The organism is Agromyces mariniharenae, from assembly GCF_008122505.1.
GTDB lineage: Bacteria > Actinomycetota > Actinomycetes > Actinomycetales > Microbacteriaceae > Agromyces > Agromyces mariniharenae.
Genome location: NZ_VSSB01000002.1, coordinates 405,335 through 429,772 on the forward strand (window position 1 = coordinate 405,335; position 24,438 = coordinate 429,772).

Genomic DNA, 24,438 nt, shown 5'->3' on the forward strand with positions numbered 1-24,438 from the left:
GGTCAGTCCTCCTGCTCGTGGTCGTGGGCGGTGGTCGTGTGGTCGTCTGCGATCGGGCGGTCGCCGCCTGCGAGGCGGTCGCCGCCCGCCAGGCGCGCCATGTCGTCGGTGACGTCGCGGGATGCCGCGCGGCGCTCGGCCACGAGGGCGGCGGCCATGCGCGTGAGCTCGTCGTCTGTGCGTCGGTCGACCTCGGCGATCGCGTCGAGCGGGATGCCCATGAAGAGGACCTTCAGCACGCCGTGCCGCCACGCGTGCTGGTCGAGGTGGCGTGCGCCGAACGGCCCGAGCGCGGCCGCGACGAGGCGTGGATCGTTGGTGCGGAGCGCGTCGGCGACGAGGTCGAGCCCCGCGGTCACGATCCGCTCGGCGTCGGGGTCGGCGGCACTCAGCCCGCGCAGGACTCCGCGCCGCTCGGCGTCGTCGCCGTAGCGGTAGAGGTCGCCGAGCTCGCGCGCGGCATCCGCCGGCGGCAGTGCGGCGAGCAGCGCCGAGACCAGCTCCTCGCGGGCCCGGTCGTCGAGCGTGCCGTGCACGAGCCCGAGCGGGTCGCCGTCGGGATCGACGGGCTCGCGGCCCACCGCTCGACCCGCGGCTGGGAAGAGCTCGGCGATGCGGGCGGGCTCGGCGGCGACCGCCGCGACGCCCTCGGTGATCCATCCGTCGTTCATCGTGCCTCCCAGGCGTCGTGGAGTGCGGTCATGCAGCGCGCCGCGACGGCGGGCGCGTCGTGGGCGTGTCGCGGGAGCTCGATCGCGGCGATCCCGTCGTAGTCGAGCTCGTCGAGGGTGCGCAGCGCGGCCGCGAGGTCGAGCACCCCGTGCCCGAGCTCGAGGTGCTCGTGCGCGGCGGGGAGCATGTCGTCGACCTGCACGTTGCGCAGCAGCGGCCCGGCCGCGCGGAGGGCTCCGACGACGCCCTCGGGCTCCACGACCACGCAGTGCCCGAGGTCGACCGTGAGGCCGAGCGCCGGCGGGTCGCCGAGGTCGTGCCGGAGGCGCAGCGCGTCGGCGACGGTCTCGACGAGCATGCCCGGCTCGGGCTCGAACGCGAGGTCGACACCTGATGCCGCGGCGTGCGCCACGAGGCTGTCGAGGCGCTCGCGCAGCCGATCGCCGCCCTGCTCGGGCGACACCTCGTCGGGGAGCACGCCCGACCACAGCGACACGCACTCCGCCCCGAGCACGGCGGCGAGGTCGACGGCCCGGCGCAGGAACACCTCGCGCAGGCTCGCATCGTCGTCGAGCAGGTTGGGCCGGTGCTTGCGGAACGGGTCGAGCGTGTAGCGCGCGCCCGTCTCGACGACGACGCGCCAGCCCAGGTCGTCGAGCCGTCGGCGCAGGCGGGCCGCCACGCGGTCGGCGTCGGCCGCGAACGGGTCGAGGTGCGGATGCCCCAGCGTGAGCGCGAGCGCCCGGTAGCCGAGGCGGTCGAGCACGAGCACCGCGTCATCGAGTGCGTGGTCGGCGAACCCGTTCGTGCCGTAGCCGACCGTGAAGACGGCGTCCGGCAGGCCCGGCTCGGCGAGCGACCCGGCTGAGCCGGGGAGCTTCGCAGCCGAGCCGGCGAATGCGGACACGGGCTGGAAGGGCCTCATGTCACGTCTCCCGCACGACGGCGCGCCATGAGCAGTCGACGTGCGCCGTCGAGCGCGGTGAGGCCGAGCGCGACGGCGAGGGATCCGCTCCGGGCGACGAGCGCCGCCTGCAGCGGCACGACCGAGCCGATGCCGGTGCGCGTCGCATCGCGCACTCGGGCGGGCGAGGGGTCGTCGGCGGCGGCGAGCTGGCTCGGGAGGGCGGACACCAGGTAGCCCGCCGCCCCGGCCGCCCCCGCCGCACGCGCGAGGGGCGTCTGCACCGAGGGTGCGACGCCGTCGACGGATGCCGCGGCGGCGCCCGTGGCGGCCAGGGCCGTGCCGACCTCGGCCGCCGACCCGCCATGCACCTCGCCGCGCGAGAGCGCGGTGACGCCCGCCGTGTGCGTGCCGATCGTGAGCGCGGCGGGGAGCGCGCGCGACGACCCGCGCGCGCCCATCATCACGTCGAGCGCGCGGCACGCCGCCATCACGAGCGGGCCGGCGGCCGTGGGCTTCGCCACGACGTCGTAGGCGACCACGGCCGCGACGAGCGGCACGGCGACCGCCAGCGAGCGGCGCCCGCCGCCCGCGGCCGCGAGCGCGAGGCCGGCCACGCCGCAGGCGGCCGCGACCGCGAGCGCCTGCTTCGGGCGCACGCGGCCCGAGGGGATCGGCCGCTCGGGCCGCTCGACGGCGTCGACGTCACGGTCGGCCCAGTCGTTGAGCGCCATGCCGCCGCTGTAGATCGCCGCCGATGCGAGCGGGAGGAGCCAGCCTCGTCGGCCGAACCCGCCCGATGCCGCGTGCGCGCCGACCGCGGTGTCCCCGAGCACGGTGAGCGCCGCGGGCGCCCGAACGAGTTCGAGCACGTCACGGACGGTGGTCACCGTGCGCCGCCGATCGCCACCGCAGGCGCGGCCGCTGCGGGCACTGACGTCGCGGCGACCGCGAGCCCGGTCTCCGACGCCCATGAGCGCAGCGCCGTCGCCTGGTCGGCGAACGCGTGGACGTCGCTGCCCCACGGGTCCTTGAAGAAGAAGCCGAGGGCCGGGAGCACGCCGTGGTGGCCGGCGGCGTCGGCGAGGGAGAGCAGGCGGGCGAGGTCGATGACGAGCGGAGCCGCGAGCATGGAGTCGTAGGCGCTCCACGTGGTCTGCAGCGTGATCCGCGTCGAGAGGAAGCCCTCGACGTGCACGTGGTCCCAGGCCGTCTTGACGTCGCCGAGGTCGGGCACGTTGTCGATGTGGAGCGGGGCCACGACGTGGTCGCCGACGAGGCTGATGAGCCCGCGGTTCTTCGAGACGAGCTTGCTGCGCACGGCTTCGGGGTCGGCGAGCGTCGCGCCGTCGCCGCCGCCCAGCAGGTTCGTGCCGGCCCACGAGCGCACGTGCATGCCGCGCTCGGTGAACATCGGCGCGAGCACGGTGCGCAGCAGGGTCTCGCCGGTCTTGCCGTCCTGCCCGGCGTACGGGATGCCGCGGCGCTCGGCGATCGTCAGGAGCGCGGGGAGCCAGAGCCCCGTCGACGGGGTGAAGCAGGCGTAGGCGCTGCCCGACTCCACGGCGGCGAGCGCGGCGACCGAGCTCGCGGGGAGGATCTGCTGCTCGGGATCCGCGAGTGCGGCGACGAGCAGCTCGGGGTCGTGGAACTCGGGTCGGTCCTCGGGCAGCGCCTCGGTGGACGAGACGTCGACGACGACCACGTGCGCGAGGTGGTGACGAGCGCGGAACGCGGTGATGTCGTCGCTCAGGCGACGCACCGCGTCGGCCTGCGACCCGGTGTCGGTGGCCGGGTCGTAGCCCGGCCGGATCTCGGCGTCGATCGCCCCGAGCGCCCGGTGCGCCTCGGCGACCACGCCGGCGGGGAGCATGCCCACGTCGGCGAGCGCCTCGGCCCGACGCGCGATCGGCATGGTGCTCACGTCGTGGCCGCCGATCACGATCTGGTCGAATCCGGGCAGCGGCACGCCCGCGAAGCCGGGTCCCGCCGTGGCGCATCCGGTGGGCGGGGCGATCCGCGCGGCGAGCGCCTGCACGCCCACGGCGGCGGTGGTGGCGACGGAGCCGCGGGCGCCGATGAGCCAGAGGCCGACCCGGCCTCGGGTCCACGCGGCATCCGTCGCGGTGTCGTGCAGCTCGTCGGGGGTGATGGTCACGGTGTCTCCTCCTACGTGGGTCGGATCAGCGCTCGCGGGTGCGGAGCGTGCGGGCGAGGTCGGCGAGATGCCCGGCGAGCGCGGGCGGCAGGTCGTCGGCGGCGACGCGGACGCCGTGGTCGAGATGCCGGTCGATGAGATCGTGAACGGCGGCACGGGCGCCCGTTGCGGCGACGACGGCGCGGACGCGCGCGGCATCCCGTTCGCTCGCATCCGACCGGCCGAGCACCTCGTCGATGAGGTCGCGGTCGGCCTCGGACGCACGGGCATGCGCGAGCCGGATGTGCTCGGTGCGCTTGCCGTCGCGCAGGTCGGACAGGGCGGACTTGCCCGTGACGGCGGGCGCCCCGAACAGGCCGAGGTCGTCGTCGCTGAGCTGGTACGCGATGCCGAACGCCGAGCCGACGCGCTCGAGCGCCGCCAGCGTCGCGGCGTCGTCGGCCCCGGCGGCGATGGCGCCGAGCGTGAGGGGGAGCGTCACGCTGTACGACGCCGTCTTCAGGAGCGCCACCTGGAGCGGCTGCGACCTCGCCGGCGTGACCAGCTCGGAGCGGACGTCGAGGAGCTCGCCCGCGATGGTGCGCTCGACGGCGTCGAGTGCGGCCTCGGCAAGTCGGAGGCGGGTGGTGACGGCCGTCGGGGCGGTCAGGAGCGCGAGCACCGCCCCGTTGAGGGCCAGGTCGCCCGCGAGGATCCCGGATGCCGCGCCCTGGCGTGCAGCGGCGGATGCATCGAGTCCGGCCGCGCTCGCGTCGCGCTCGCCGAGGCCGACGACGTTCGGGCGGCCGTGGCGCACGCGGTCGCCGTCGATGACGTCGTCGTGCATGCAGAGCCCGAGGTGCAGCAGCTGCTGCGCACCGGCCACGCGACGGAGCAGCGCCTCGTCGTCGCCGTCCAGTCCGAAGAACGCGGTGGCGACGAGCCGGGGCCGAACGTACTTGCCGCCGTCGGCAGCGCGTGCGGCGTCGACGAGGTCGGACATCTCGGGCCCCGCGGCGGCCGACCGGCGACCCACCTCGCCCCACAGCTCGGCCGCGAACAGCGGCGCCTGCGCCATGAACCGCTCGACGCGCGCGGCGAGCGCGGCTCCGATCGCAGCCGGGCCGGCGGGGGCGGTTGCCGGTGCACGGGACATGCGATCCTCCGTCGACGGTGACAGGGCGCGAGCGCGCGACGGAGTATCCCGTCGCGGCTTCGCGTCAGAGCGACCGACAGGGGCTTCGCAGAAACCGTTCTGTCGACTTGTGTACTGATCCGCAGACTATGGCGTCGAAAGTGCACTGTCAATCATCGAACATATGTTGATCAACACTCATAAGCCGGGTCGCAGAAATGGAAAACCCCCCTCATCGGGGGGTTCGATCCTGCGGGCCGGGCGGTCAGCGAAGGTGCGGCACGACCTGGGCGGCGATGAGCTCCAGATGGTCGAGGTCGCGGAGGTCGACGAGCTGGAGGTAGACCCGGTCGGCACCGAGGTCGCGCAGGCGCAGGATCTTCTCGACGGCCGCCTCGGGCGAGCCGGCGATGTTCACCTCGGCGAACGTGTCGGGATCGGCGCCGATCGCCGTCAGGCGGCGGAGGTACTCCGCGTCGTCGATCGCGACGACGGCGGGCAGGGCGACCGACCGGCGCAGCGTGGCCGGGTCGCGACCCGCGTCCTCGCAGGCGCGTTCGACGCCGTCGAACACCGCCGCGATCGTGTCCTCCGAGCGGAACCCGATGTTGAACTCGGTCGCGAACCGCGCGGCGAGCCTCGGTGTGCGTCGCGGTCCTGCGCCGCCCACGATGATCGGCATGGGCTGCTGCTCGGGCTTCGGCAGTCCGGGCGCCTGCTCGAGCGTGTAGTGCCGCCCCCGGTAGTCGAAGCCCTCGCCGACCGGCGTCGACCAGAGCCCGGTGATCACCTCGAGCTGCTCCTCGAGCAGGTCGAACCGCTTGGCCGGGAACGGGATGCCGTACGCCTCGTGCTCCTCGGCGAACCATCCGGTGCCGAGGCCGAGCTCGACGCGCCCGCCCGACATGGCGTCGACCTGCGCGACCTGGATCGCGAGCAGCGACGGGTGGCGGAACGTCGCCGACGACACCAGGGTGCCGAGTCGGATGCCGCGGGTCTCACGTGCCAGGCCCGCGAGGGTGGTCCAGGCATCCGTCGGCCCCGGCAGCGGGTCGGTGCCGCCCATCGCGAGGAAGTGGTCGGAGCGGAACCAGCCGTCGAAGCCGAGCCGCTCGGTCGCCTGCGCCTGCGCGAGCTGGTCGCCGTAGCTCGCGCCCTGCTGCGGTTCGGTGAAGATGCAGAGCTCGAGCGGCGCCGTCACTTCGCGAGCTCCGCGAGCACGACGTCGTGCAGCAGCCCGTTGGTGGCGAGGGCGTTGCCGTGGCCCGGACCGCGTTCGCCGGTGATGGACGTGAAGCGTCCGCCGGCCTCTTCGACGATGGGGACGAGCGCGGCGAGGTCGTAGACCTTCACGTCGAACTCGCCCGTGATGTCGATGAGACCCTCGGCGAGCAGCATGTACGACCAGACGTCGCCGTAGGCGCGGTCGCGCCACACGCGCTCCGAGAGCGCGAGCAGTCGCTCGAGGTAGCCCGCGCCCCGCCACTGGGCGAGGCTCTGGAAGCTGAGGGATGCGTCGGCGAGCTCGGCCACCTGCGACACGCCGATGCGCCGCGGCTCGGCGCCCGGGGCGTCCGTCGTGAAGGCGCCGCCGCCCTCGACCGCCCACCATCGCCGCCCCATGGCGGGGGAGGAGACCATGCCCACCACGGGCACGCCGTCGACCGCGAGCGCGATGAGCGTGCCCCACACGGGCACGCCGCGCAGGAAGTTGGCGGTGCCGTCGATCGGGTCGATGATCCACTGCCGGGCCGTATCGCCCTCGGTGCCGAACTCCTCGCCGAGGATGCCGTCGTCGGGCCGCGCCTCGGCGAGCCGATCGCGGATCGCGCGCTCGACCGCGAGGTCGGCCTCGGTCACCGGCGTGCGGTCGGGCTTGGTGCGCACCTCGAGGTCGACGGCCCGGAACCGGCCGAGCGAGACGGCGTCGGCGAGGTCGGCGAGTTCGAGGGCGAGCGCGAGGTCATCGGCGTAGGCGGTCACCGATTCAGGCTATCGGGCGACCCTGTCGCCGTGACCGTGGAGGCGACGCGCCGCGTCATCGGCTCGATTGGCGCAAGGGCCGGTTCTCCTGATAACGTTGACCCTCGGTTCGGGGTTGTCGCAGACACGCCGGCCGCGTCATGAGAATGACATGCACCTCTAGCTCAATCGGCAGAGCAACTGACTCTTAATCAGTGGGTTCAGGGTTCAAGTCCCTGGGGGTGCACCACAGGAGCCCGGAACGATCACGTTCCGGGCTCCTCGCGTCTCGCGGGGCGTTACGCGCCCGCGACGTCGTTCCCGAGCGCCTTCAGCACGCGCTGCGCCGAGCCGCCGAGGTTCCAATCGCTGGCGAGCCGTTCGATCTCGGCGACGGCGTCGGGGTCGAGCGGCGCGAGCCGGGCGTCGAACGGCTCGAAGACGAGGTCGCGCACGACCTCGACGACCGTCGGCGCCACGTCGAGGTAGTCGGACGCGCCCGAGATGCGGGCGCGCATCGTCGCCGAGAGTGGAGCCTCGGGATCGGCGGCCGCAGCGATGAGCGTGTCGAGGTCGCCGAACTGCTGCAGCAGGCTCGCCGCGGTCTTCTCGCCGATGCCCAAGACGCCGGGGAGGCCGTCGGACGCGTCGCCGCGCAGCACGGCGAAGTCGGCGTACTGCGAGGGCAGCACGCCGTACTTGCCGACGACCGTGACATCCGTCACGACCTCGAGCTTGCTCATGCCGCGCGCCGTGTAGACCACGCGCACTTCGCGGGCGTCGTCGACGAGCTGGAAGAGGTCGCGGTCGCCCGTGACGACGTCGACCGGGAGGTCGGCGCGGGTCGCGAGCGTGCCGATGACGTCGTCGGCCTCGTGGTGCTCGGCGCCGACGACGGGGATGCCGAGCACGGCGAGGAGCTCGCGGATCATCGGGATCTGCGCCTCGAGCGGGTCGGGCGTCTCCTCGACGTCGGGGCCGCCGGGCACGACCTCGGCGACGCGGTGCGCCTTGTAGCTCGGGATGAGCTCGACGCGCCAGTGCGGGCGCCAGTCGTCGTCCCAGCAGGCGACGATGTGCGTCGGCTCGAAGTCGGCGACGAGCCGCGCGATGATGTCGAGCAGCCCGCGCACCGCGTTCACCGACGTGCCGTCTGCGCGCTTCAGCGAGTCGGGCACGCCGTAGAACGCGCGGAAGTAGAGGGACGCGGTGTCGAGGAGCATCAGTCGGTCGGCCACACGGCGATCCTCCCACGGACCACCGCGATCGGGCCGGTCAGCCGAACGGGAGGGCGTCGAGCCGGGCATCGAGCCCCACCATTCGCATCCCCTCGTAGGCGAAGCCCGCGACGCAGTACAGGCCGAGCACGGCGCCGAGCGCCGCTTCTCGGAGCGATCCGGTGTCGCCGAGGAGCGGGAGCGCGACGTAGCCGTTCGGCATCCAGATGCGGTTCAGCACGGGCACCGGATGCAGCACCTCGGGCGGCCTGGGCACCCACGGCCAGAACAGGCCGGGCAGACCGCCGGTGGTGAGGAAGTCGCCCGCGAGGTGCGCGACGAAGCCGACCGTGACGGCGAGCGGGAACCACGCGACCTGCTCGGGCGCGATGACCGCCACGAACAGGCCGAGCAGTGCGCCGAGTCCCCACGCGGCCGCCCACGTGCGCACGTAGTCGCGGGCCTTCAGGCCGAAGCACGTGAGCATCGCCGTGCCGACGCCGGCGCCCACCGCGACCGTGCCGACCTCCTCGGTCGCGATGACGAGCAGCGTGAGCGCCCAGGCGGCCACCGCAACGACCGCCACCGCGACGGCGGAGTGCGCACCCTGGCGGTGGCCGCCGGAGAGCAGGCCGACCGTGCCGGTGACCACTCGACCGAGCACGGGCACGGAGTGCGCGATCGTCGCGCTGTGGTGGTCGGCATCGGGCAGCAGCGCGGCGCCGGCGCACACCGCGGCGCCTGCGAGCACGCCGACCGGGTCAAGTGGATACGCCCCGAGGGTGACCATCGGCATCGCACCGGTGACGGCGATCCATGCCGCGGCGCCGCTCGTCGCGTGCGTGATGCCCATCATGCGGTGGTGCTCCTCGGTCGGCCGGTGCTCGGCCGATCAGGCCGTCGACCAGTCTGCACGGAGCGGCAGACATCGGGACGAGGGCACGCGGCGCCTGCGCGACTCGGCGCCGGAGCAGCGGCTCAGTCGTCGAAGCCGCGCGCGGTGAGCGCCTCGCCGAGGTGCTCCGCGGTGCGCAGCGCCCGCACGATCACGGGCACCGCGAGTGCGAGGATCGATCCCTCCGCGCCGCGCGCCTTCCGCGCCTCCATGACCTCGCGCACGAGGTCGGCGAGCAGCGGCACGCACCGGATCGTGAGCGCGAGCGCGAGCCCGATCCGGTCGGGATCGATCCACCGCCGGAACGGTCGCAGCAGCGCCTGCATGGCGTCGAGCGTCGCGCTCACCGGCGTGGTGAGCGTGTACAGGGCCGCCAGCGCGACGGCGATCACGAGCCGCACCGCCATGATCGCGGCCGCCTCCCACCCGCCGAACAGCACCTGCACCGGCACCGCGAACGCGAGCACCCAGAGGATCGGCACCACCTGCCGCCACGCGAGCGCGAACGGAACTCGCGCGAGCACGAACAGCAGCACGACGACGACGGATGCCGCGCCGAGCCACGCGAGCGACGGCACGAGCGCCACGGCGGTCACGAGCACCGCGAGCAGCCCGAGCTTCGCGAGCGCGGGCGTGCGATGCACGAGCGAAGTGCCGGGATGGAAGACGCCGATCATGCCCGCTTCATCCGATCAGCGCCCGGTAGGCGTCGAGGGCGGCGGACGGCACGTCGTCGGCGACGACCCGCCCCCGTTCCATGACGATGACCCGGTCGAACGACTCGAGCAGCTCGAGCTGGTGGCTGACCACGACGAGCTGCTGGTCGAGCGAGTCGAAGTGCTCGGCCACCCGGAGAGCGTTCCGGGCGTCGAGCAGCGTCGTGGGCTCGTCGGCGACGACGATCGCCGGCTCCGCGACGAGGACCGACGTGATGGCGAGCAGCTGCTTCTGCCCGCCCGAGAGGCGGTGCGCCGGGCGGTCGGCGAGGTCCGCGATGCCGGCGCGCTCGAGCGCCGCCTCGACGCGAGCCGCGGCATCCGCCTTCTCGAGCCTGTGACGACGCAGCGTGAACGCGACGTCCTCTCGGACGGTCGGCATCACGATCTGATTGTCGGCGTTCGTGAAGACGAACCCGACCCGGCGCCGCACCTCGCGTCCGTGCCGGGCGACGTCGAGGCCGTCGACGAGCACGCGACCGACGGTCGGCTCGACGAGCCCGTTGATCATGCGCGCGAGCGTGGACTTGCCCGAGCCGTTCGCCCCGACGATGCCCACGCGCCGCTCCCGCAGCACGAGCGACACGTCGTCGACCACACGCTCCGCCCCGAAGTCGTGGCTGACGCCCTCGAACACGATCTCGTTCATGCCACCCGCTCCACGATCATGGCCACGCCCTGTCCGCCGCCGATCGAGCACGCCGCGAGCCCGGGGCGCGGGTCGTCGGCCGCCGCCATGCGCGCTGCGAGGCGCACGAGCAGCACGGCACCGGATGCCCCCCACGGATGCCCGAGCGCGATGGCCCCGCCGTCGGCGCTCACGAGCTCCTCGTCGAGCCCGAGCTCGTCGGTCACCGCGAGCACCTGCGCCGCGAACGCCTCGGTGATCTCGATGAATCCGAGGTCGCCCGGCGTGAGTCCGGCCCGGCTGAGCGCGGCACGCGCCGCCGGTGCGGCGCCGAGTCCGGGCAGGGCGGGGTCGCCCGCCGCGACGGCGGCGGCGCGCACGCGCAGCGCCGGCAGCCCGAGCTCGCGCGCGACCGCCCCGGACGTGACGGCCATGGCCGCGGCGCCGTCGGAGAACCCGCACGAGTTGCCTGCCGTGACCGTGCCGAGTCCGGATGCCGCGGCCGCGCCGAGTGCCGGGTCGAGGAACGCCGGGGCGAATCGCGCCAGTCGCGCTGCATCCATGCCCGGCCGGGGCCGGTCGTCGCGCACCACGCCGTCGACCGCGACGATCTCGCCGTCGAAGACGCCGCGTTCCCGAGCGGATGCCGCGAGCGCGTGCGACCGCGCCGCCCACGCGTCCTGGCGGGCGCGCGTGATCCCGCGCACGGCGGCCAGCCGATCGGCCGCGGGCCCCATGTCGGGATCGGGGAAGCCGTCCGGCGCGAACGGCGCCCGCGTGTACCGCTCGCCCGAGTGGGGCCACGAGCGGTGCGGCGCGGTCGAAGCCGACTCGGCGCCGCCCGCGAGCACGAGACGGGCATCGCCCGCCCGCACCCGAGAGGCGGCCTGCAGCACGGCGTCGAGCCCCGAGCCGCACTGACGGTCGACCGTGACGCCGGGCACGTCGTGCCCGAGCCCGGCGTGCAGCGCCGCGACGCGGGCGACGTCGCCGCCCGGGCCCATGCAGTTGCCGAGCACGACGTCGTCGATCGGGAGCCCGACCGGCGCGACGGCGCGCGCGACCTCGGCGAGCACCGGTGCCGCGAGCGCGTCGACGGTGTGCGCGGCGAACCCGCGTCCGGCGGTGCCGATCGCGGTGCGCCGGGCGGCGACGATGACGGGCACGCCGCTCACGAGGCGCTCCGCTCGAACGCGACCGGATGCCCCGCGCCGAGCTCGCCCGTCGCGAGCGCGTCGCGCACGGCACCGCGGGCGACCTTGCCCGAGTCCGTCCGGGGCAGCGCGCGTGCGAACCAGCGCCGGGGGAGTTCGGCCGCCGAGAGGCGCTCCCGCGCGGCGGACGCCACCTCCTCGAGGTCGATCCCGTCGGCGAGCTCGACGACGGCGACCACGCGCTGGCCGAGCAGCTCGTGCGGCTCGCCCACGACCGCGGCCGCCGTCACGCCGGCCAGCGTGCAGAGCAGCGCCTCCACGTGCTCGGCGAGCACCGTAGCGCCGGCGATGGTGATCGCCGCGTCACCGCGGCCCAGCACGCGGATCGCGCCCGACGACGTGCGCTCGGCCAGGTCGCCGACCGTGGCGAAGCCCGCGTCGTCGCGTCGCAGCATCCCGCCGCCGACGGTGCCGAGCGCGAGGTACGGCGACCGTGCCCAGAGCTCGTCGCCCGCCGGCCCGGGTCGCAGGTCCACCTCGACGCCGGGGAAGGGCACGAGTCCGTCGGCTCCGCCCGCGAGCACGAACGAGAGCTCGGCCGCACCGTAGTACTCGGTGAGGCGGATGCTGCGCGCTGCTGCCCGCGACCGCAGCTCGTCGCTCGTCGCCGCACCCGCCACGACGACGGCAGGTGGGCAGGCGCCGCCGTCGAGCACCCGCGCCAGGCGCGTGGGCGTCGCGTGCATCACGGTCGCCGAGCGGAGGTCGTCGCCCGCGGTCGCGCCGAGCCACAGCGCGTGCAGCACCGCGTAGAGGTGCATCGAGACGTGCAGCGGGCCGGTCACGGCGATGCGGTCGCGGGCGTCGAGACCGGCGACGTCGGCGAGCGGCTGCGCGGAGGCGAGCCACGAGGCGCTGGTGCGGGCGACGACGCGGGGCCCCGACCCGCCGCCCGAGGAGCCAGAGGTCAGCAGCGCGAGTTCGGTGCCAACCGGGAGCTGCTCGAGAACACCTCTCGCTGGGCCGCCGACGAGCACCGGCCGGCCACGGTCGATCGCGGCCAGCACGGTCGCCACGAGCGCGACGGGATCCATGCCGGCGGGGCATCCGACCGCGCCGTCGCCGTCGGGCAGGACGACCCGCCCGACGGCTCGGGCGAGCTCGCGGTAGCGCACGGCGGCGCCCCCGAAGTCGAGGGCGACGTCGTGCGGCGAACCGCCGAGCCAGTCGCTCATGCGGCGGGGGCCACCGCCGCGTCGCGAGTCCACGGCCAGGGCCGCGGCGCGATGAGCCCGGGCCACGCCCGGTGCACGCCCTTCGCGACGAGCACGGTCACGACGACCTTCGCGAGGTCGCCCGGCAGGAAGATCGCGGAGCCGGCGATCGCGACGCCGAGAGGCGTGCCGGTGATCGCGGCGAAGACGGGCACGCCGACGAGGTAGACGGCGACGATGCCGCCGAGGGCCGTCCAGAGGAGGGCCGGGAGGATGCGGTACGCCGGCAGGAGTCGCGCCGTGGCCCGGCCGATGAGGGCGGCGCCGAGGAGCCAGCCGAGGAGGTAGCCCACGGAGGGTCCGACGAACACGCTGATGCCGCCGCGTCCGCCCGAGAGGAGCGGGAGCCCCGCCGCGACGAGCGCGAGGAAGAGGAGCACCGAGAGGAAGCCTTTACGTGCGCCGAGGATGGCGCCCGCGAGCATGACGCCGAGCGTCTGGAAGGTGATCGGCACCGCAGTGCCGCCGAGGTACAGCGCGCCGGGCAGGCCGAGGGCGGCGATGAGCGCGGCGAAGACGGCGATCTGCGCGAGATCGGTGGCGGTGCTGCGCCGCTTCGGGCCGTACGGCGAAGCCTCGTCAGTGGAAGTGGCGGCGGATGCGTCGGGCGAGGTGTGCTGCGGGGCGCTCATGGGGGTCCCTCTCGTGGTGGTTGCGGGCGTCGTGGCCCGGTCTCACGCTACGAAAGGCGGGGGAGCGGCTTCTCGACCCGGCCGTACAAGAATCGGGGGTCGAATTTGGAGCGCCGTCAGGCGGCGCGGGCCTCGAGCTCGGCCGGGGTGCCGATCGAGGGCAGCGACGCGGCATCCGCCTCGGACTCGGGCACCACCACGGGGTCGGCCCACACGACGAGCGGCGCGGGCTCCCAGCTCAGCGCGAGCGGCGCATCCTCGGCGGGCACCACGACGGCCACGGCCTCGCGCTCGTCGAGGACCGTGCGCGTCAGCTCGGCCGCGATCTGGTGCGTGAGCATCGCGTGGAAGATGCGGTCGGTGTCGTCGTCGGTGCGACGCACGAGCGCCCACGAACCGCCGGGGCCGATGAACTCCGAGAGCTTCGCGTTGAGGAGCTCGAAGAGATGCTCGCCGCGCAGGTCGGCCGCGGTCGGGCGCGGCGCAGGAGCGGCGGCGTGGGCGGCGGCTTCGGCTGCGAGCCTCGCACGGCGGCGCCAGCGGCGGAACATCGAAGGCCCCTCTCGGTGGTTCGGACCGCACGGTCAGGGTCTCGTACGGCAGTGCACTTTCAGTCTGTGCCCTCGGTTCGCGGATCACCGGTGACACGCCGCGTTCGCCGGCATGGGCGTTCGAGGCCGAAACGGAGGATGACCTCCGCGATGATGCTACTCCGTCAGCTCGGCGCGCTTCGTCTCGTCGGCGACGGTGCCGATGGCGATCGCCATGCTCGCGGCCCACGAGACCCACATCAGCGCGAGGCGCCAGTCCCTGGGCCCTGCGACGGTCGCGCGGACGACCCCGATCCCGCTGAAGATCGCACTCAACACGGCTCCGCTGAAGAGGTACTTGCGCATGTCGCCACGCTACCGGTTGGTGACGAGGGGCTGTGAGTCATCCGTGAATCTGACCGATCGTGCAGGATCTGACCGATCGGTCAAGTACCGTCGAGGCATGCCCACCGACACCCAACCGACGACACGCGTGCGCGCGGCCGACGAGCTCAAGCAGGTCGCCCTCGAGCAGTTCGCCACCGTCGGATTCGCCGGAACCTCGCTGCAGCACATCGCCGACCACGCCGGCTACTCGAAGTCGAGCGTGCTCTACCACTACGCCTCGAAGGAGGCGCTGCTCGAGGCGGCGATCGAGCCCGCCATCAGCGAGTTCGAGACCGTGCTCGACGAGTTCCTCTCCAGCCGCGACCGCGGCCGTCGCGCCAGGCTCGTCGACCGGGTCGTCGACATGCTGCTGGAGCACCGCGAGGCGGTGCACGTGTTCCTCATCCAGGGGCCGAGCCTCTCCGAGCTGCCGATCATCGCGCGCGCCAACGCCGCCGTGCGCCGCCTGGCCGCCGCCATCGGCGAGGAGCGCGAGAGCGTGGTCGACCAGGTGCGCTTCGGGATCGCCCTCGGCGGCGCTGCCTTCCTCCTCACCGCGGGTCGCACGTTCGCCGACGAGGACACGCTCCCCGCCGACGACGAGGTCCGCGACGCGCTGCACACCGTGCTCGGCGAGCTGCTCGCACCCGCCCACCGCCCCCGACCGACCGCGAACGACTGAGAGACGACCCGTGGCCCTCCTCCTCCACCGCATCGGACGCTTCGCCTTCCGGCGCGCCTGGCTCGTGCTCGCGGGCTGGGTGGTCGCCCTGGCAGCCCTCCTCGGCGCCGGCATCGGCCTCGGCGGCCAGCTCCAGGAGTCGTACGCGATCCCCGGCACCGAGTCCCAGCAGGCGATCGACCAGCTCGCCGCCGTGTTCCCCCAGACGGCCGGCGCCTCGGCGAAGGCCGTCGTCGAGGTGCCCGACGGGGCATCCGTCGAGGACCCCTCGTACACCGCCGCCATCGAGGACATGGAGGCTGCGCTCGAGGACGTCGACGGCGTCGCGAGCGTGCTCGGCCCGTTCGACGAGTACGCCGGCGACCAGGTCTCCGACGACGCCCGCACGGCCTACATCCAGGTGCAGTTCGACGGTCCGGTGACGGATGTCTCTGCGGAGTCGATCGACGCCGTGCTCGCGACCGGCGACCTCGGGCGCGACGCCGGGATGGAGGTCGCCTTCGGCGGCGAGGTGTTCCAGGACACGACCTTCGGCCTCACGATCACCGAGGCGATCGGCGTGCTCTTCGCCGGCGTCGTGCTCATCATCACGTTCGGCTCGCTGCTCGCAGCCGGCATGCCCCTGCTCACCGCCCTCGTCGGCGTCGGGGCCGCGTTCGGCGGCATCTCGGTCGTCGCCGCATTCGCGCCCGTGTCGAGCACCGCACCCATGCTCGCGGTCATGATCGGCCTCGCGGTCGGCATCGACTACGCGCTGTTCATCCTGTCCCGGCACCGAACCCAGCTCGCGCGCGGCATGGATCCGCAGGAGAGCGCGGCCGAGGCGGTCGCGACCGCCGGCGGCGCCGTCGTGTTCGCCGGCCTCACGGTCATCATCGCGCTGCTCGGCCTGCTCGTGGTCGGCATCCCGTTCCTCAGCGTCATGGGCGTCGCGGCGGCGTTCGCCGTGCTCATCGCCGTCATCGGCGCGACCACGCTGCTGCCCGCGCTGCTGGGGCTCGCGGGCAAGCGCCTGATCCCGAAGCCGAGCAGCCGCGCCTACCGTCGCGCCGTCGCCGGCGACGAGGGCGGGAAGAAGACCATGGGCCGCCGCTGGGTCGACACCGTGCTGAAGGCGCCGATCGTCTTCGTGCTGCTCGTCGTGGGCCTCCTCGGCGCCGCCGCGATCCCCGCCGCGAGCCTCGACCTCAACCTGCCCTCGGGCGCCGGCGAGGCGGGCTCGAGCCAGCGCGAGGCGTACGACATGATCGCCGACGGCTTCGGACCTGGCTACAACGGCCCGCTCGTCGTGACGGTCGACATCACGCAGACGACCGACATCATGGAGGACCTCGACGCGATCGCCGCGCGCCTCGCCGAGGTCGACGGCGTCGCCTACGTCGGCCAGGGCATGCCCAACGCGACGGTCGACACCGCGATCATCCAGGTGATCCCCGAGAGTGCGCCGAACGATCCCGAGACCAAGCAGGTCGTGCAGGAGATCCGCGCACTCGAGCCCGAGATCCAGGAGGACTTCGGCACGCCCATCGCCGTCACCGGCTACACCGCCGTGTCGATCGACATCTCGCAGCGCCTGACCGACGCGCTCGTGCCGTTCGCCCTCATCGTCGTAGGGCTGTCGATCATCCTGCTGCTCATCGTGTTCCGCTCGGTGTTCGTGCCCATCAAGGCCGCGCTCGGGTTCCTCCTCTCCGCGTTCGCCGCAATCGGCGTCTCGGTCGCCGTGTTCCAGTGGGGCTGGTTCGCCGACCTCATGCACATCGAGCCCGGCCCGATCCTCAGCTTCCTGCCGATCCTGCTCATGGCCGTGCTCTTCGGCCTCGCCATGGACTACGAGGTGTTCCTCGTCTCGGGCATGCGCGAGGAGTTCGTGAAGACGAAGGAGCCGCGCAGCTCGATCGTGCACGGGTTCCAGCACGCCGCCCGCGTCGTCACCGCCGCCGCGCTCATCATGTTCTTCGTCTTCTTCGCGTTCGTGCCCGAGGGCACGGGAGCGATCAAGGGCATCGCGTTCGCGCTCGCGATCGGCGTGGCGTTCGACGCGTTCCTCGTGCGCATGACGCTGGTGCCCGCCGCGATGGCGCTCGCCGGACGGGGCGCGTGGTGGCTGCCGAAGTGGCTCGCCCGCATCCTGCCCGACGTCGACATCGAGGGAGAGGGCCTGCGCCACCACCTCGCGGAGAGCGAGTGGGCCGAGGCGGAGGACGCCGACGTGCTCGCCGACGAACTGCTCGTCGGCGACCCGGCCGGACCGATCGGGCCGCTCTCGGTGGCCGTTCCCCGCGGCGGCGCGCTCGTCGTGCGCGGCCGTGCGAACGAGCGCCGGCTCGTCGCCGCCACGCTGGCCGGGCGGGTCACGCCCGCCGGCGGCCGGCTCGCGGTGCTCGGCGCGCCCCTTCCCACCGACGCGGGCGCCGTCATGCGACGCGTCGCCGTGGCCGATTCGTCGACGGATGCCGCGCCCGGCGTGACCGCGGGCGACGTCGTCGCCGCCCGGGTCGAGGCCACTCGCGCGTGGTACCGCCTCGACTCCAGCCGGGCCGCCGTCTCGGCCGCCCTCCGCCGCGTCGCCGAGGCGCGCACCGCGGCCGCCGACCCGCTCGCGTGGCGCACCCGCTCGCTCGATCCCGACACCCCGTTCGCGTCGCTCGACCCGCTCGACCGCACCCTCGTCGCGGTGGCCGCGGCCCTCGCCGAGCGGCCCGGAGCCGTCGTCGTCGACCTCGACGACGCCTCGGGCCCCGCTGATCGGCTCTGGCCAGCGCTCGCGCGGCTCGTGCCCGACGGCGTGGTGCTGATCGCCACCGTGCCGGCCGATGCCGACCCCATCCCCGCCGTCGACGCCTTCGCGGTCCGCGGCATCCGCTCGCTCGACCTCGATGCCGGCCTCGCCGGCGCACCCGACCTCGTCGCCCGCCCCCAGGAGGCACTCCGATGACCCGCCCCGACGCATCCGCCGTGCTCGACGGCCCGACCCCCGGGCGCCGTCGCGGCCGTCGCGCCGCCCTCATCGCCGCCGTGGTGGCCGTGCCGCTCGCGGTCGCCGGCCTCGTCGCGGGCGCGATCGGCGGCGCCGACGAGCGCCTCGACGCGATCCCCGCCATCGTCGTGAACAACGACGAGTTCGTCACCATCACGACTCCCGACGGCGAGGAGCAGCCCGTGCTCGCCGGCCGCCAGCTCGTCACCGAACTCACCGGCGACGGCGACACCGGGTTCGACTGGACCATCTCGAACGACGAGGAGGCCGCGAAGGCCCTCGCCGACGGCGACGCGTACGCGGTGCTCACGATCCCGTCGGACTTCTCGGCCTCGGTGACCTCGCTCCAGGGCGACGCGCCCACCACGGCGCAGCTCGACATCCGAACCGACGACGCGCACGGCTACCTCGCCGGCATCGTCGGCTCGACCGTCGGCGACGCGATCGCCTCGACGTTCGGCACCGCGCTCACGACGCAGTACCTCGAGGGGCTCTACGGCAACCTCATCACGGTGGGCGGCTCGCTCGGCGACGCCGCCGACGGCGCGCAGCAGCTCGCCTCGGGCGCGGACTCGCTCTCGTCGGGACTCGGCCAGCTCGCCTCGGGCGTCGGCGCCTCGGCGTCGGGCGCCTCGGAGCTCGCGGGCGGCCTCGACCAGCTCGCCGGCGGCGTCGGCTCGGCCGCCTCGGGCGCCGCGCAGGCCGCGTCGGGCGCGTACGCCTACGCCGACGGCGTCGACCAGTACACCGCGGGTGTCGACGGGCTCGCGGGCGGGCTCGGGCAGCTCGCGGCGCAGACGACGGAGCTCGGGACGCTGGGAACCGGCATCGTGGACTACACCACCGGAGTCTCCGACCTCAACACCGGCTACGGCCAGCTCGAGCCCGGGCTGCTCGCGCTCATCGATTCGAACGTCGCCGCCACGGCCGAGGCGATCGGCCAGAAGGACGCCACCTGTGCGACGGAGCCGCTTCCCGCACCGCTCCAGGGCCTCTGCGACCTGCGAAGCGGCGTCGAGGGCACTGGAGACGGGCTTTCGGTCCTCGCCACCAATGGGCCTCCCCTCGCCGCCGGCGGCGCCGGCCTCGGCACGCTCCAGGGCGGCATCGCCCAGCTCGCGGGCGGGGCATCCCAGCTCGCGGGCGGGTCCGCCCAGCTGCGGACGGGTGCCGACGGCATCGCGTCGGGCGTCGACGGCCTGGCCGGCGGTCTCGGTGAGCTCGAGTCGGGCGCGTCGGGCGCGGCATCCGGCACGACGGAGCTCGCGGGCGGCCTCACCCAGCTGCAGTCGGGCGCGCAGGCGTCGGCGGACGGCGCGTCGCAGCTCGCGGGCGGCACCGGCGAACTCGCCGACGGGCTCGCGCAGGGTGCGGAGGGCACCTCGTCGCTCGACGACATGGACGCCGCCGCGACCGCCGACGTCGTCGCGAAGCCGGTCACCTCCGAGTCGACCCGCGACAACGAGATCACCTCGATCGGACAGGTCGTCGCCATGCTGCTCGGCCCCATCGGCCTCTGGCTCGGGGCGATGGCGCTGTTCCTCATCTGGCGGCCGTTCTCACGCGAAGCGCTCGCGAGCACGGCGCCGACGGCGCGGATCGTCGCGCGGACGCTGTTCCGCGCCTCGCTCATCGGGATCGTGCAGGCCGTGGCCGTGGTGCTGCTCATGCACACGGCGCTCGGCGTCGAGTGGTCGCTGCTGCCGCAGACGTTCGCGTTCTCGGTGCTGCTCGCGCTGTCGTTCATGGCCGTGCACGCGTTCCTGCACTCGTGGCTCGGCCGGGCCGGCACGATCGTGTCGCTCGTGCTCGTGGTGCTGCAGCTGGCGGCATCCGGCGGCCTCTACCCGCTCGAGGTCGTGAGCGGCCCGTACCAGGCGATCAGTCCCTTCCTCCCGCTCACCTGGGCCGTGCAGGGCATGCAGCTCATCGTCTCCGGCGCAGGCGGATCGGGCGTCTGGGCCGCGGTCGGTGCGACCGCGCTGTTCGGCGTGCTCGGCGCGCTCGGCACCGCCTTCGTCATCGCGCGCCGTCGGGCCGTGCGCTCGCCGGGCAGGCTCGCGGTCGCGACCGCCTGATCGGATGCTGCGCCGGCGCGCTCGTACGTGGGCCACGCCGGCGCGGCATCCGATCGACGCGGCTCGAGCGTCACGGCGTCGCAGTCCATGCGGCGCGGATCCCATCCGGGGGCGTAGGCCTTGAGGTTCCGGCCGGCGGCGCGCCACGGGAACATGTTCTCCACGGTGATCTCGACGCCGTGCCGTGACGAGGTCTCGCGCACGATGTCGAGGAAGCGCTCCGCGTACTCCGCCTGCCAGCGGAACGGCGGATGCACGACGACCGTGCGGGCGCCGAGGGCCGTGGCGAGCTCGGCCGTGCGGGTGAGCTTCACGCCGGGGTCGCGGCCCCACACGAAGTGCGTGAGCAGCAGCACGGGCGCATGCACCGACAGGATCAGGGCACGCAGTCTCGTCCCGCGACCCGGCGGCGGGGAGGGCGCCGAGGGCGGCTGTTAGCCTGAACGGAGCGCCGAGGAGGGACATCCGCCGACATGCACGCCCCTGAACCGACACGCGACGACCTCTACGTCGACCACGTCTACGACATGATCGTCGTGTCGAACCGGCTCCCCGTCGACTACGAGGAGGGGCCCGACGGGCAGATCCGCTGGAAGAGCTCGCCCGGCGGTCTCGTGACCGCCCTCGAACCGGTGATGCGGGCCGCCGACGGCGCATGGATCGGCTGGACCGGCGTGGCCGACCGCGAGCTCGACCCGTTCGAGCACGACGGCATCTCGATCATCCCCGTGCCCCTGTCGTCGCGCGAGCTCGAGGAGTACTACGAGGGCTTCTCCAACGACACGCTGTGGCCGCTCTACCACGACGTGATCGCGCCGCCGTCGTTCCACCGCGAGTGGTGGGAGGCGTACGTGCGGGTCAACCGGCGGTTCGCCGAGGCCGCGGCACGCGCGGCATCCGACGGCGCGGTCGTCTGGGTGCAGGACTACCAGTTGCAGCTCGTGCCGCGGATGCTGCGCGAGAGCCGCCCCGACCTGGTGATCGGGTTCTTCAACCACATCCCGTTCCCGGCCTACGGCATCTACTCGCAGCTGCCCTGGCGCCGCCAGGTGCTCGACGGACTGCTCGGCGCCGACGTCATCGGCTTCCAGCGGGCCGCCGACGCCGGCAACTTCTCGCGGGCCGTGCGCCGCCTCTTCGGCTACTCCACCCGTGGCACCGTCATCGACGTGCCCGACGCCGACGGCGGGAGCCGGCGGGTGGTCGCGCGGCACTTCCCGATCTCGATCGACGCGGCCGGGTTCGAGGAGATCGCCCGCCGGCCCGAGGTGCAGGCACGCTCCCGCGAGATCCGCGAGAGCCTCGGCAACCCCGAGACGATCATGCTGGGCGTCGACCGGCTCGACTACACCAAGGGCATCCGGCACCGCATGAAGGCGTTCGGCGAACTCCTGCGCGACGGCCGGCTGGAGGTCGAGGACGCCACGCTCGTGCAGGTCGCGAGCCCCTCGCGCGAGCGCGTCGAGACCTACCGGCAGCTGCGCGACGAGATCGAGCTCGCCGTCGGACGCCTCAACGGCGACTACTCGACGCTCGGCCACCAGGCGATCGCCTACCTGCACCACGGCTACCCGCGCGAGGAGATGGTGGCGCTCTACCTCGCCGCCGACGTCATGCTCGTGACCGCCCTCCGCGACGGCATGAACCTCGTCGCCAAGGAGTACGTCGCCTGCCGCTTCGACGAGGACGGGGTGCTGCTGCTCAGCGAGTTCACCGGGGCATCCGACGAGCTGCGGCAGGCCGTGCTCGTGAACCCGCACGACATCGAGGGCCTGAAGGACGCCATGGTCGAGGCGATCCGGATGCCGCGGCGCGAGCGCGCCCGCCGCATGCGCGCCCTGCGCAAGCGCGTCCGCGACAACGACGTGGCGAACTGGTCGCGCAGCTTCCTCGAGACACTCACCGGCGCCGGGATCATCGCACCCGGCGTGCCCGACCCGCTCATGGCCGCGATCACCCGGCTCGCCGCCACCGAGCGCCTCCTCGTCGCGCTCGACTTCGACGGCACGCTTGCGCCGATCGTCGAACGCCCGGAGGACGCCCGGGCCACCGAGCGCGCCCGTGCGGCGATCGAGCGCCTTGCGGGTGTCGATGACACCCGCGTCGCGATCGTGTCGGGCCGGGCGCTCGACAGCCTCGGCGAGGTCGCGAGCCCGCCCACGGGCACGCTCCTCAGCGGCTCGCACGGCGTCGAGCTGAAGCTCGACACCGGTCCGATCCAGATCGACCTGCGCGACACCGAGCTCGAGAAGCTCGACCGGCTGACCGAGATCGTCGAGGGCGTCGCCGACAGCACCCCGGGCGCCTTCATCGAGCGCAAGCCGGCCGGGCTCGCGCTGCACACCCGGCGCCTGAAGGGACCTGAGGGCAGCGCGCTCCAGCAGGACGCCCGCGACCAGGTCGCCGCGGAGCTCCTCGGCATCACGGTGCGCACCGGCAAGGCCGTGCTGGAGTTCGCCGTGCGGGCCAGCGACAAGGGGGAGTCCCTCACCAGGCTGCGCCAGCACGTCGGCGCGACGGCCGTCATCTACGTGGGCGACGACGTCACCGACGAGGACGCGTTCGCGACGCTCGACGCCGGCGACGTGGGCGTGAAGGTCGGCCAGGGCAAGTCGATCGCGACCTACCGCGTGCGCAGTCCCGAAGACGTCGCGGAGCTGCTCGAGCAGCTCGCCGATGCGCGTGACGCGGCGCGCCAGGGCGACGCGCGCTGGCCATAGACTCGAATGCATGTCGCAGTTCGACCCCAAGCCGCGTAGTCGCACCGTCACCGACGGCATCGAAGCCATGACCAGCCGCGGGATGCTGCGCGCCGTCGGCATGGGCGATGCGGACTGGGACAAGCCGCAGATCGGCATCGCGAGCTCGTGGAACGAGATCACCCCCTGCAACCTGTCGCTCGCGCGGCTCGCGCAGGCGGCGAAGGAGGGCGTGCACGGCGGCGGCGGGTACCCGCTGCAGTTCGGCACCGTCTCGGTGTCCGACGGCATCTCGATGGGCCACGAGGGGATGCACTTCTCGCTCGTCTCGCGCGAGGTCATCGCCGACTCGGTCGAGGTCGTGATGCAGGCCGAGCGGCTCGACGGCTCGGTGCTCCTCGCGGGCTGCGACAAGTCGATCCCCGGCATGCTCATGGCGGCCGCGCGACTCGACCTCGCCTCCGTCTTCCTCTACGCCGGCTCGATCGCCCCGGGCTGGGTGCGCCTGTCCGACGGCACCGAGAAGGACATCACGATCATCGACTCGTTCGAGGCCGTCGGCGCCGTGCGGGCGGGCACGATGAGCGAAGCCGACGCGAAGCGCATCGAGTGCGCGTTCGCGCCCGGCGAGGGCGCCTGCGGCGGCATGTACACCGCCAACACCATGGCGTCGGTCGCGGAGGCGCTCGGCCTCTCGCTCCCGGGTTCGGCGTCACCGGCAGCCGCCGACCGCCGTCGCGACTACTACGCCCACCGTTCGGGCGAGGCCGTGGTGAACCTCCTGAACCACGGCATCACGGCTCGCCAGATCCTCACCAAGCAGGCGTTCGAGAACGCCATCGCGGTCGGCATGGCCCTCGGCGGCTCCACGAACATCGTGCTGCACCTGCTCGCGATCGCGCGCGAGGCCGATGTCGAGCTCACCCTCGACGACTTCAACCGCATCGGCTCGAAGGTGCCGCACATCGGCGACCTCAAGCCGTTCGGCCGCTTCGTCATGAACGACGTCGACCGCCGCGGCGGCCTGCCCGTGCTCATGAAGGCGCTGCTCGACGCCGGCCTCATGCACGGCGACGCCCTCACGGTCACCGGCAAGACGCTCGCGGAGAACCTCGCCGAGATGGACATCCCGCCGCTCGACGGCGAGGTGCTGCGCACGCTCGACAACCCGATCCACGAGACCGGCGGGCTCACGATCCTGCACGGCTCGCTCGCGCCTGAGGGCGCCGTGGTGAAGACCGCGGGCTTCGACGCCGCGACGTTCGAGGGCCCCGCGCGGGTGTTCGAGCGGGAGCGCGCGGCGATGGACGCGCTGACCGCCGGCGAGATCAAGCACGGCGACGTCGTCGTCATCCGCTACGAGGGCCCCAAGGGCGGGCCGGGCATGCGCGAGATGCTCGCCATCACGGCCGCCATCAAGGGCGCTGGGCTCGGAAAAGATGTACTACTCTTGACGGACGGTCGATTCTCCGGCGGCACAACCGGCCTGTGCATCGGCCACATAGCACCCGAAGCGGTGGACGCAGGTCCCATCGCCTTCGTGCGCGATGGTGATCTGATACGGGTCGATATCGCAGCTCGTTCCATCGACCTACTGGTCGACGATGCCGAGCTGGCTGCCCGCCGTGAAGGCTGGGCTCCGCTTCCTCCGCGCTATACCCGTGGCGTCCTCGCGAAGTACTCGAAGCTCGTGCGCTCCGCCGCCGAAGGCGCCACGACAGGCTGAGTGCTGCGCCTCCCCGCATTTCCACCGTCC

At 73.5% G+C, this 24,438-nt stretch carries 21 protein-coding genes and 1 tRNA gene; 6 read left to right on the forward strand and 16 right to left on the reverse strand.

Annotated features, from left to right (window positions below; all coding sequences use genetic code 11):
* Positions 1–2: 2 nt before the first annotated feature.
* The 7 genes from FYC51_RS19465 to hisN form a co-directional block, all read right to left on the reverse strand.
* The gene (locus FYC51_RS19465; protein WP_222863293.1) at positions 3–671 is read right to left on the reverse strand and encodes an EboA domain-containing protein; all 669 of its coding nucleotides are present in this window, start codon (positions 669–671) and stop codon (positions 3–5) included.
* On the reverse strand, positions 668–1,597 hold the full coding sequence (locus FYC51_RS19470; protein ID WP_222863294.1) for a sugar phosphate isomerase/epimerase family protein: 930 nt from the start codon (positions 1,595–1,597) through the stop codon (positions 668–670). The genes FYC51_RS19465 and FYC51_RS19470 overlap by 4 nt, the downstream gene beginning before the upstream one ends.
* Positions 1,594–2,466: an SCO3242 family prenyltransferase gene (locus FYC51_RS15225; RefSeq protein WP_238476409.1), complete on the reverse strand. Its 873-nt coding sequence runs from the start codon at positions 2,464–2,466 to the stop codon at positions 1,594–1,596. Before FYC51_RS15225 ends, FYC51_RS19470 begins: the two co-directional genes overlap by 4 nt.
* A complete protein-coding gene (locus FYC51_RS15230; RefSeq protein ID WP_238476410.1) occupies positions 2,463–3,734 on the reverse strand; it encodes an inositol-3-phosphate synthase in 1,272 nt (423 codons plus the stop codon). The genes FYC51_RS15225 and FYC51_RS15230 overlap by 4 nt, the downstream gene beginning before the upstream one ends.
* A gap of 25 nt (positions 3,735–3,759) precedes the next feature.
* The gene (locus tag FYC51_RS19645; protein ID WP_148734642.1) at positions 3,760–4,869 is read right to left on the reverse strand and encodes a polyprenyl synthetase family protein; all 1,110 of its coding nucleotides are present in this window, start codon (positions 4,867–4,869) and stop codon (positions 3,760–3,762) included.
* A 244-nt stretch (positions 4,870–5,113) separates the two neighbouring features.
* The gene (locus FYC51_RS15240; protein ID WP_148734643.1) at positions 5,114–6,049 is read right to left on the reverse strand and encodes an LLM class F420-dependent oxidoreductase; all 936 of its coding nucleotides are present in this window, start codon (positions 6,047–6,049) and stop codon (positions 5,114–5,116) included.
* On the reverse strand, positions 6,046–6,831 hold the full coding sequence (gene hisN / locus FYC51_RS15245; RefSeq protein ID WP_148734644.1) for a histidinol-phosphatase: 786 nt from the start codon (positions 6,829–6,831) through the stop codon (positions 6,046–6,048). The genes FYC51_RS15240 and hisN overlap by 4 nt, the downstream gene beginning before the upstream one ends.
* Positions 6,832–6,984: 153 nt before the next feature.
* On the opposite strand from hisN, the gene FYC51_RS15250 reads away from it, so the two are divergent.
* A tRNA-Lys gene (locus tag FYC51_RS15250) sits at positions 6,985–7,060 on the forward strand.
* Positions 7,061–7,109: 49 nt separating this feature from the next.
* Here the strand turns inward: FYC51_RS15250 and FYC51_RS15255 are convergent.
* The 9 genes from FYC51_RS15255 to FYC51_RS15295 form a co-directional block, all read right to left on the reverse strand.
* Positions 7,110–8,048, reverse strand: coding sequence for a 5'-3' exonuclease (locus FYC51_RS15255; protein ID WP_238476411.1), 939 nt, complete (start codon positions 8,046–8,048; stop codon positions 7,110–7,112).
* Positions 8,049–8,085: 37 nt separating this feature from the next.
* Positions 8,086–8,883, reverse strand: a complete 798-nt coding sequence (locus tag FYC51_RS15260) for a metal-dependent hydrolase (protein WP_148734645.1) — start codon at positions 8,881–8,883, stop codon at positions 8,086–8,088.
* Positions 8,884–9,005: 122 nt separating this feature from the next.
* Positions 9,006–9,599, reverse strand: a complete 594-nt coding sequence (locus FYC51_RS15265) for an energy-coupling factor transporter transmembrane component T family protein (protein WP_148734646.1) — start codon at positions 9,597–9,599, stop codon at positions 9,006–9,008.
* Positions 9,600–9,606: 7 nt separating this feature from the next.
* A complete protein-coding gene (locus tag FYC51_RS15270; RefSeq protein WP_148734647.1) occupies positions 9,607–10,287 on the reverse strand; it encodes an energy-coupling factor ABC transporter ATP-binding protein in 681 nt (226 codons plus the stop codon).
* On the reverse strand, positions 10,284–11,441 hold the full coding sequence (locus tag FYC51_RS15275; RefSeq protein WP_148734648.1) for a thiolase family protein: 1,158 nt from the start codon (positions 11,439–11,441) through the stop codon (positions 10,284–10,286). The genes FYC51_RS15270 and FYC51_RS15275 overlap by 4 nt, the downstream gene beginning before the upstream one ends.
* A complete protein-coding gene (locus FYC51_RS15280) occupies positions 11,438–12,655 on the reverse strand; it encodes an AMP-binding enzyme (protein WP_148734649.1) in 1,218 nt (405 codons plus the stop codon). Before FYC51_RS15280 ends, FYC51_RS15275 begins: the two co-directional genes overlap by 4 nt.
* The gene (locus tag FYC51_RS15285; protein WP_148734650.1) at positions 12,652–13,326 is read right to left on the reverse strand and encodes a biotin transporter BioY; all 675 of its coding nucleotides are present in this window, start codon (positions 13,324–13,326) and stop codon (positions 12,652–12,654) included. The genes FYC51_RS15280 and FYC51_RS15285 overlap by 4 nt, the downstream gene beginning before the upstream one ends.
* Before the next feature lie 116 nt (positions 13,327–13,442).
* Entirely contained in the window at positions 13,443–13,877 is a 435-nt protein-coding gene (locus tag FYC51_RS15290; protein ID WP_148734651.1) for a hypothetical protein, read from the reverse strand.
* Positions 13,878–14,033: 156 nt separating this feature from the next.
* On the reverse strand, positions 14,034–14,222 hold the full coding sequence (locus tag FYC51_RS15295) for a hypothetical protein (protein ID WP_148734652.1): 189 nt from the start codon (positions 14,220–14,222) through the stop codon (positions 14,034–14,036).
* Between the two features lie 97 nt (positions 14,223–14,319).
* Between FYC51_RS15295 and FYC51_RS19345 the strand changes: the two genes are divergently transcribed.
* The 5 genes from FYC51_RS19345 (at position 14,320) to ilvD (ending at position 24,408) form a co-directional block, all read left to right on the forward strand.
* Positions 14,320–14,925: a TetR/AcrR family transcriptional regulator gene (locus tag FYC51_RS19345; protein ID WP_187432687.1), complete on the forward strand. Its 606-nt coding sequence runs from the start codon at positions 14,320–14,322 to the stop codon at positions 14,923–14,925.
* Positions 14,926–14,935: 10 nt separating this feature from the next.
* Positions 14,936–17,863 (forward strand): MMPL family transporter, encoded by a 2,928-nt coding sequence (locus FYC51_RS15300; protein ID WP_187432688.1) that lies wholly within the window; start codon positions 14,936–14,938, stop codon positions 17,861–17,863.
* Complete coding sequence (locus tag FYC51_RS19770) at positions 17,860–19,983, forward strand: YhgE/Pip family protein (RefSeq protein ID WP_148734654.1); 2,124 nt, start codon at positions 17,860–17,862, stop codon at positions 19,981–19,983. Before FYC51_RS15300 ends, FYC51_RS19770 begins: the two co-directional genes overlap by 4 nt.
* Positions 19,984–20,456: 473 nt before the next feature.
* Complete coding sequence (locus FYC51_RS15315; RefSeq protein WP_187432689.1) at positions 20,457–22,703, forward strand: bifunctional alpha,alpha-trehalose-phosphate synthase (UDP-forming)/trehalose-phosphatase; 2,247 nt, start codon at positions 20,457–20,459, stop codon at positions 22,701–22,703.
* Between the two features lie 10 nt (positions 22,704–22,713).
* Positions 22,714–24,408 carry a dihydroxy-acid dehydratase gene (gene ilvD / locus FYC51_RS15320; protein ID WP_148734655.1) on the forward strand — a complete coding sequence of 565 codons (1,695 nt, stop codon included), beginning with the start codon at positions 22,714–22,716 and terminating at the stop codon, positions 24,406–24,408.
* Positions 24,409–24,438 lie beyond the last annotated feature (30 nt).

Bases quoted from the DNA above. Each gene is read 5' to 3' on its own strand.
- FYC51_RS15265 (WP_148734646.1), bottom strand. From the start codon at position 9,599: ATGATCGGCGTCTTCCATCCCGGCACTTCGCTCGTGCATCGCACGCCC.
- FYC51_RS15260 (WP_148734645.1), bottom strand. From the start codon at position 8,883: ATGATGGGCATCACGCACGCGACGAGCGGCGCCGCGGCATGGATCGCC.
- FYC51_RS15295 (WP_148734652.1), bottom strand. From the start codon at position 14,222: ATGCGCAAGTACCTCTTCAGCGGAGCCGTGTTGAGTGCGATCTTCAGC.
- FYC51_RS19345 (WP_187432687.1), top strand. From the start codon at position 14,320: ATGCCCACCGACACCCAACCGACGACACGCGTGCGCGCGGCCGACGAG.
- FYC51_RS15280 (WP_148734649.1), bottom strand. From the start codon at position 12,655: ATGAGCGACTGGCTCGGCGGTTCGCCGCACGACGTCGCCCTCGACTTC.
- FYC51_RS15290 (WP_148734651.1), bottom strand. From the start codon at position 13,877: ATGTTCCGCCGCTGGCGCCGCCGTGCGAGGCTCGCAGCCGAAGCCGCC.
- FYC51_RS19465 (WP_222863293.1), bottom strand. From the start codon at position 671: ATGAACGACGGATGGATCACCGAGGGCGTCGCGGCGGTCGCCGCCGAG.
- FYC51_RS19645 (WP_148734642.1), bottom strand. From the start codon at position 4,869: ATGTCCCGTGCACCGGCAACCGCCCCCGCCGGCCCGGCTGCGATCGGA.
- FYC51_RS19470 (WP_222863294.1), bottom strand. From the start codon at position 1,597: ATGAGGCCCTTCCAGCCCGTGTCCGCATTCGCCGGCTCGGCTGCGAAG.
- FYC51_RS15315 (WP_187432689.1), top strand. From the start codon at position 20,457: ATGCACGCCCCTGAACCGACACGCGACGACCTCTACGTCGACCACGTC.
- FYC51_RS15285 (WP_148734650.1), bottom strand. From the start codon at position 13,326: ATGAGCGCCCCGCAGCACACCTCGCCCGACGCATCCGCCGCCACTTCC.
- FYC51_RS19770 (WP_148734654.1), top strand. From the start codon at position 17,860: ATGACCCGCCCCGACGCATCCGCCGTGCTCGACGGCCCGACCCCCGGG.
- FYC51_RS15270 (WP_148734647.1), bottom strand. From the start codon at position 10,287: ATGAACGAGATCGTGTTCGAGGGCGTCAGCCACGACTTCGGGGCGGAG.
- ilvD (WP_148734655.1), top strand. From the start codon at position 22,714: ATGTCGCAGTTCGACCCCAAGCCGCGTAGTCGCACCGTCACCGACGGC.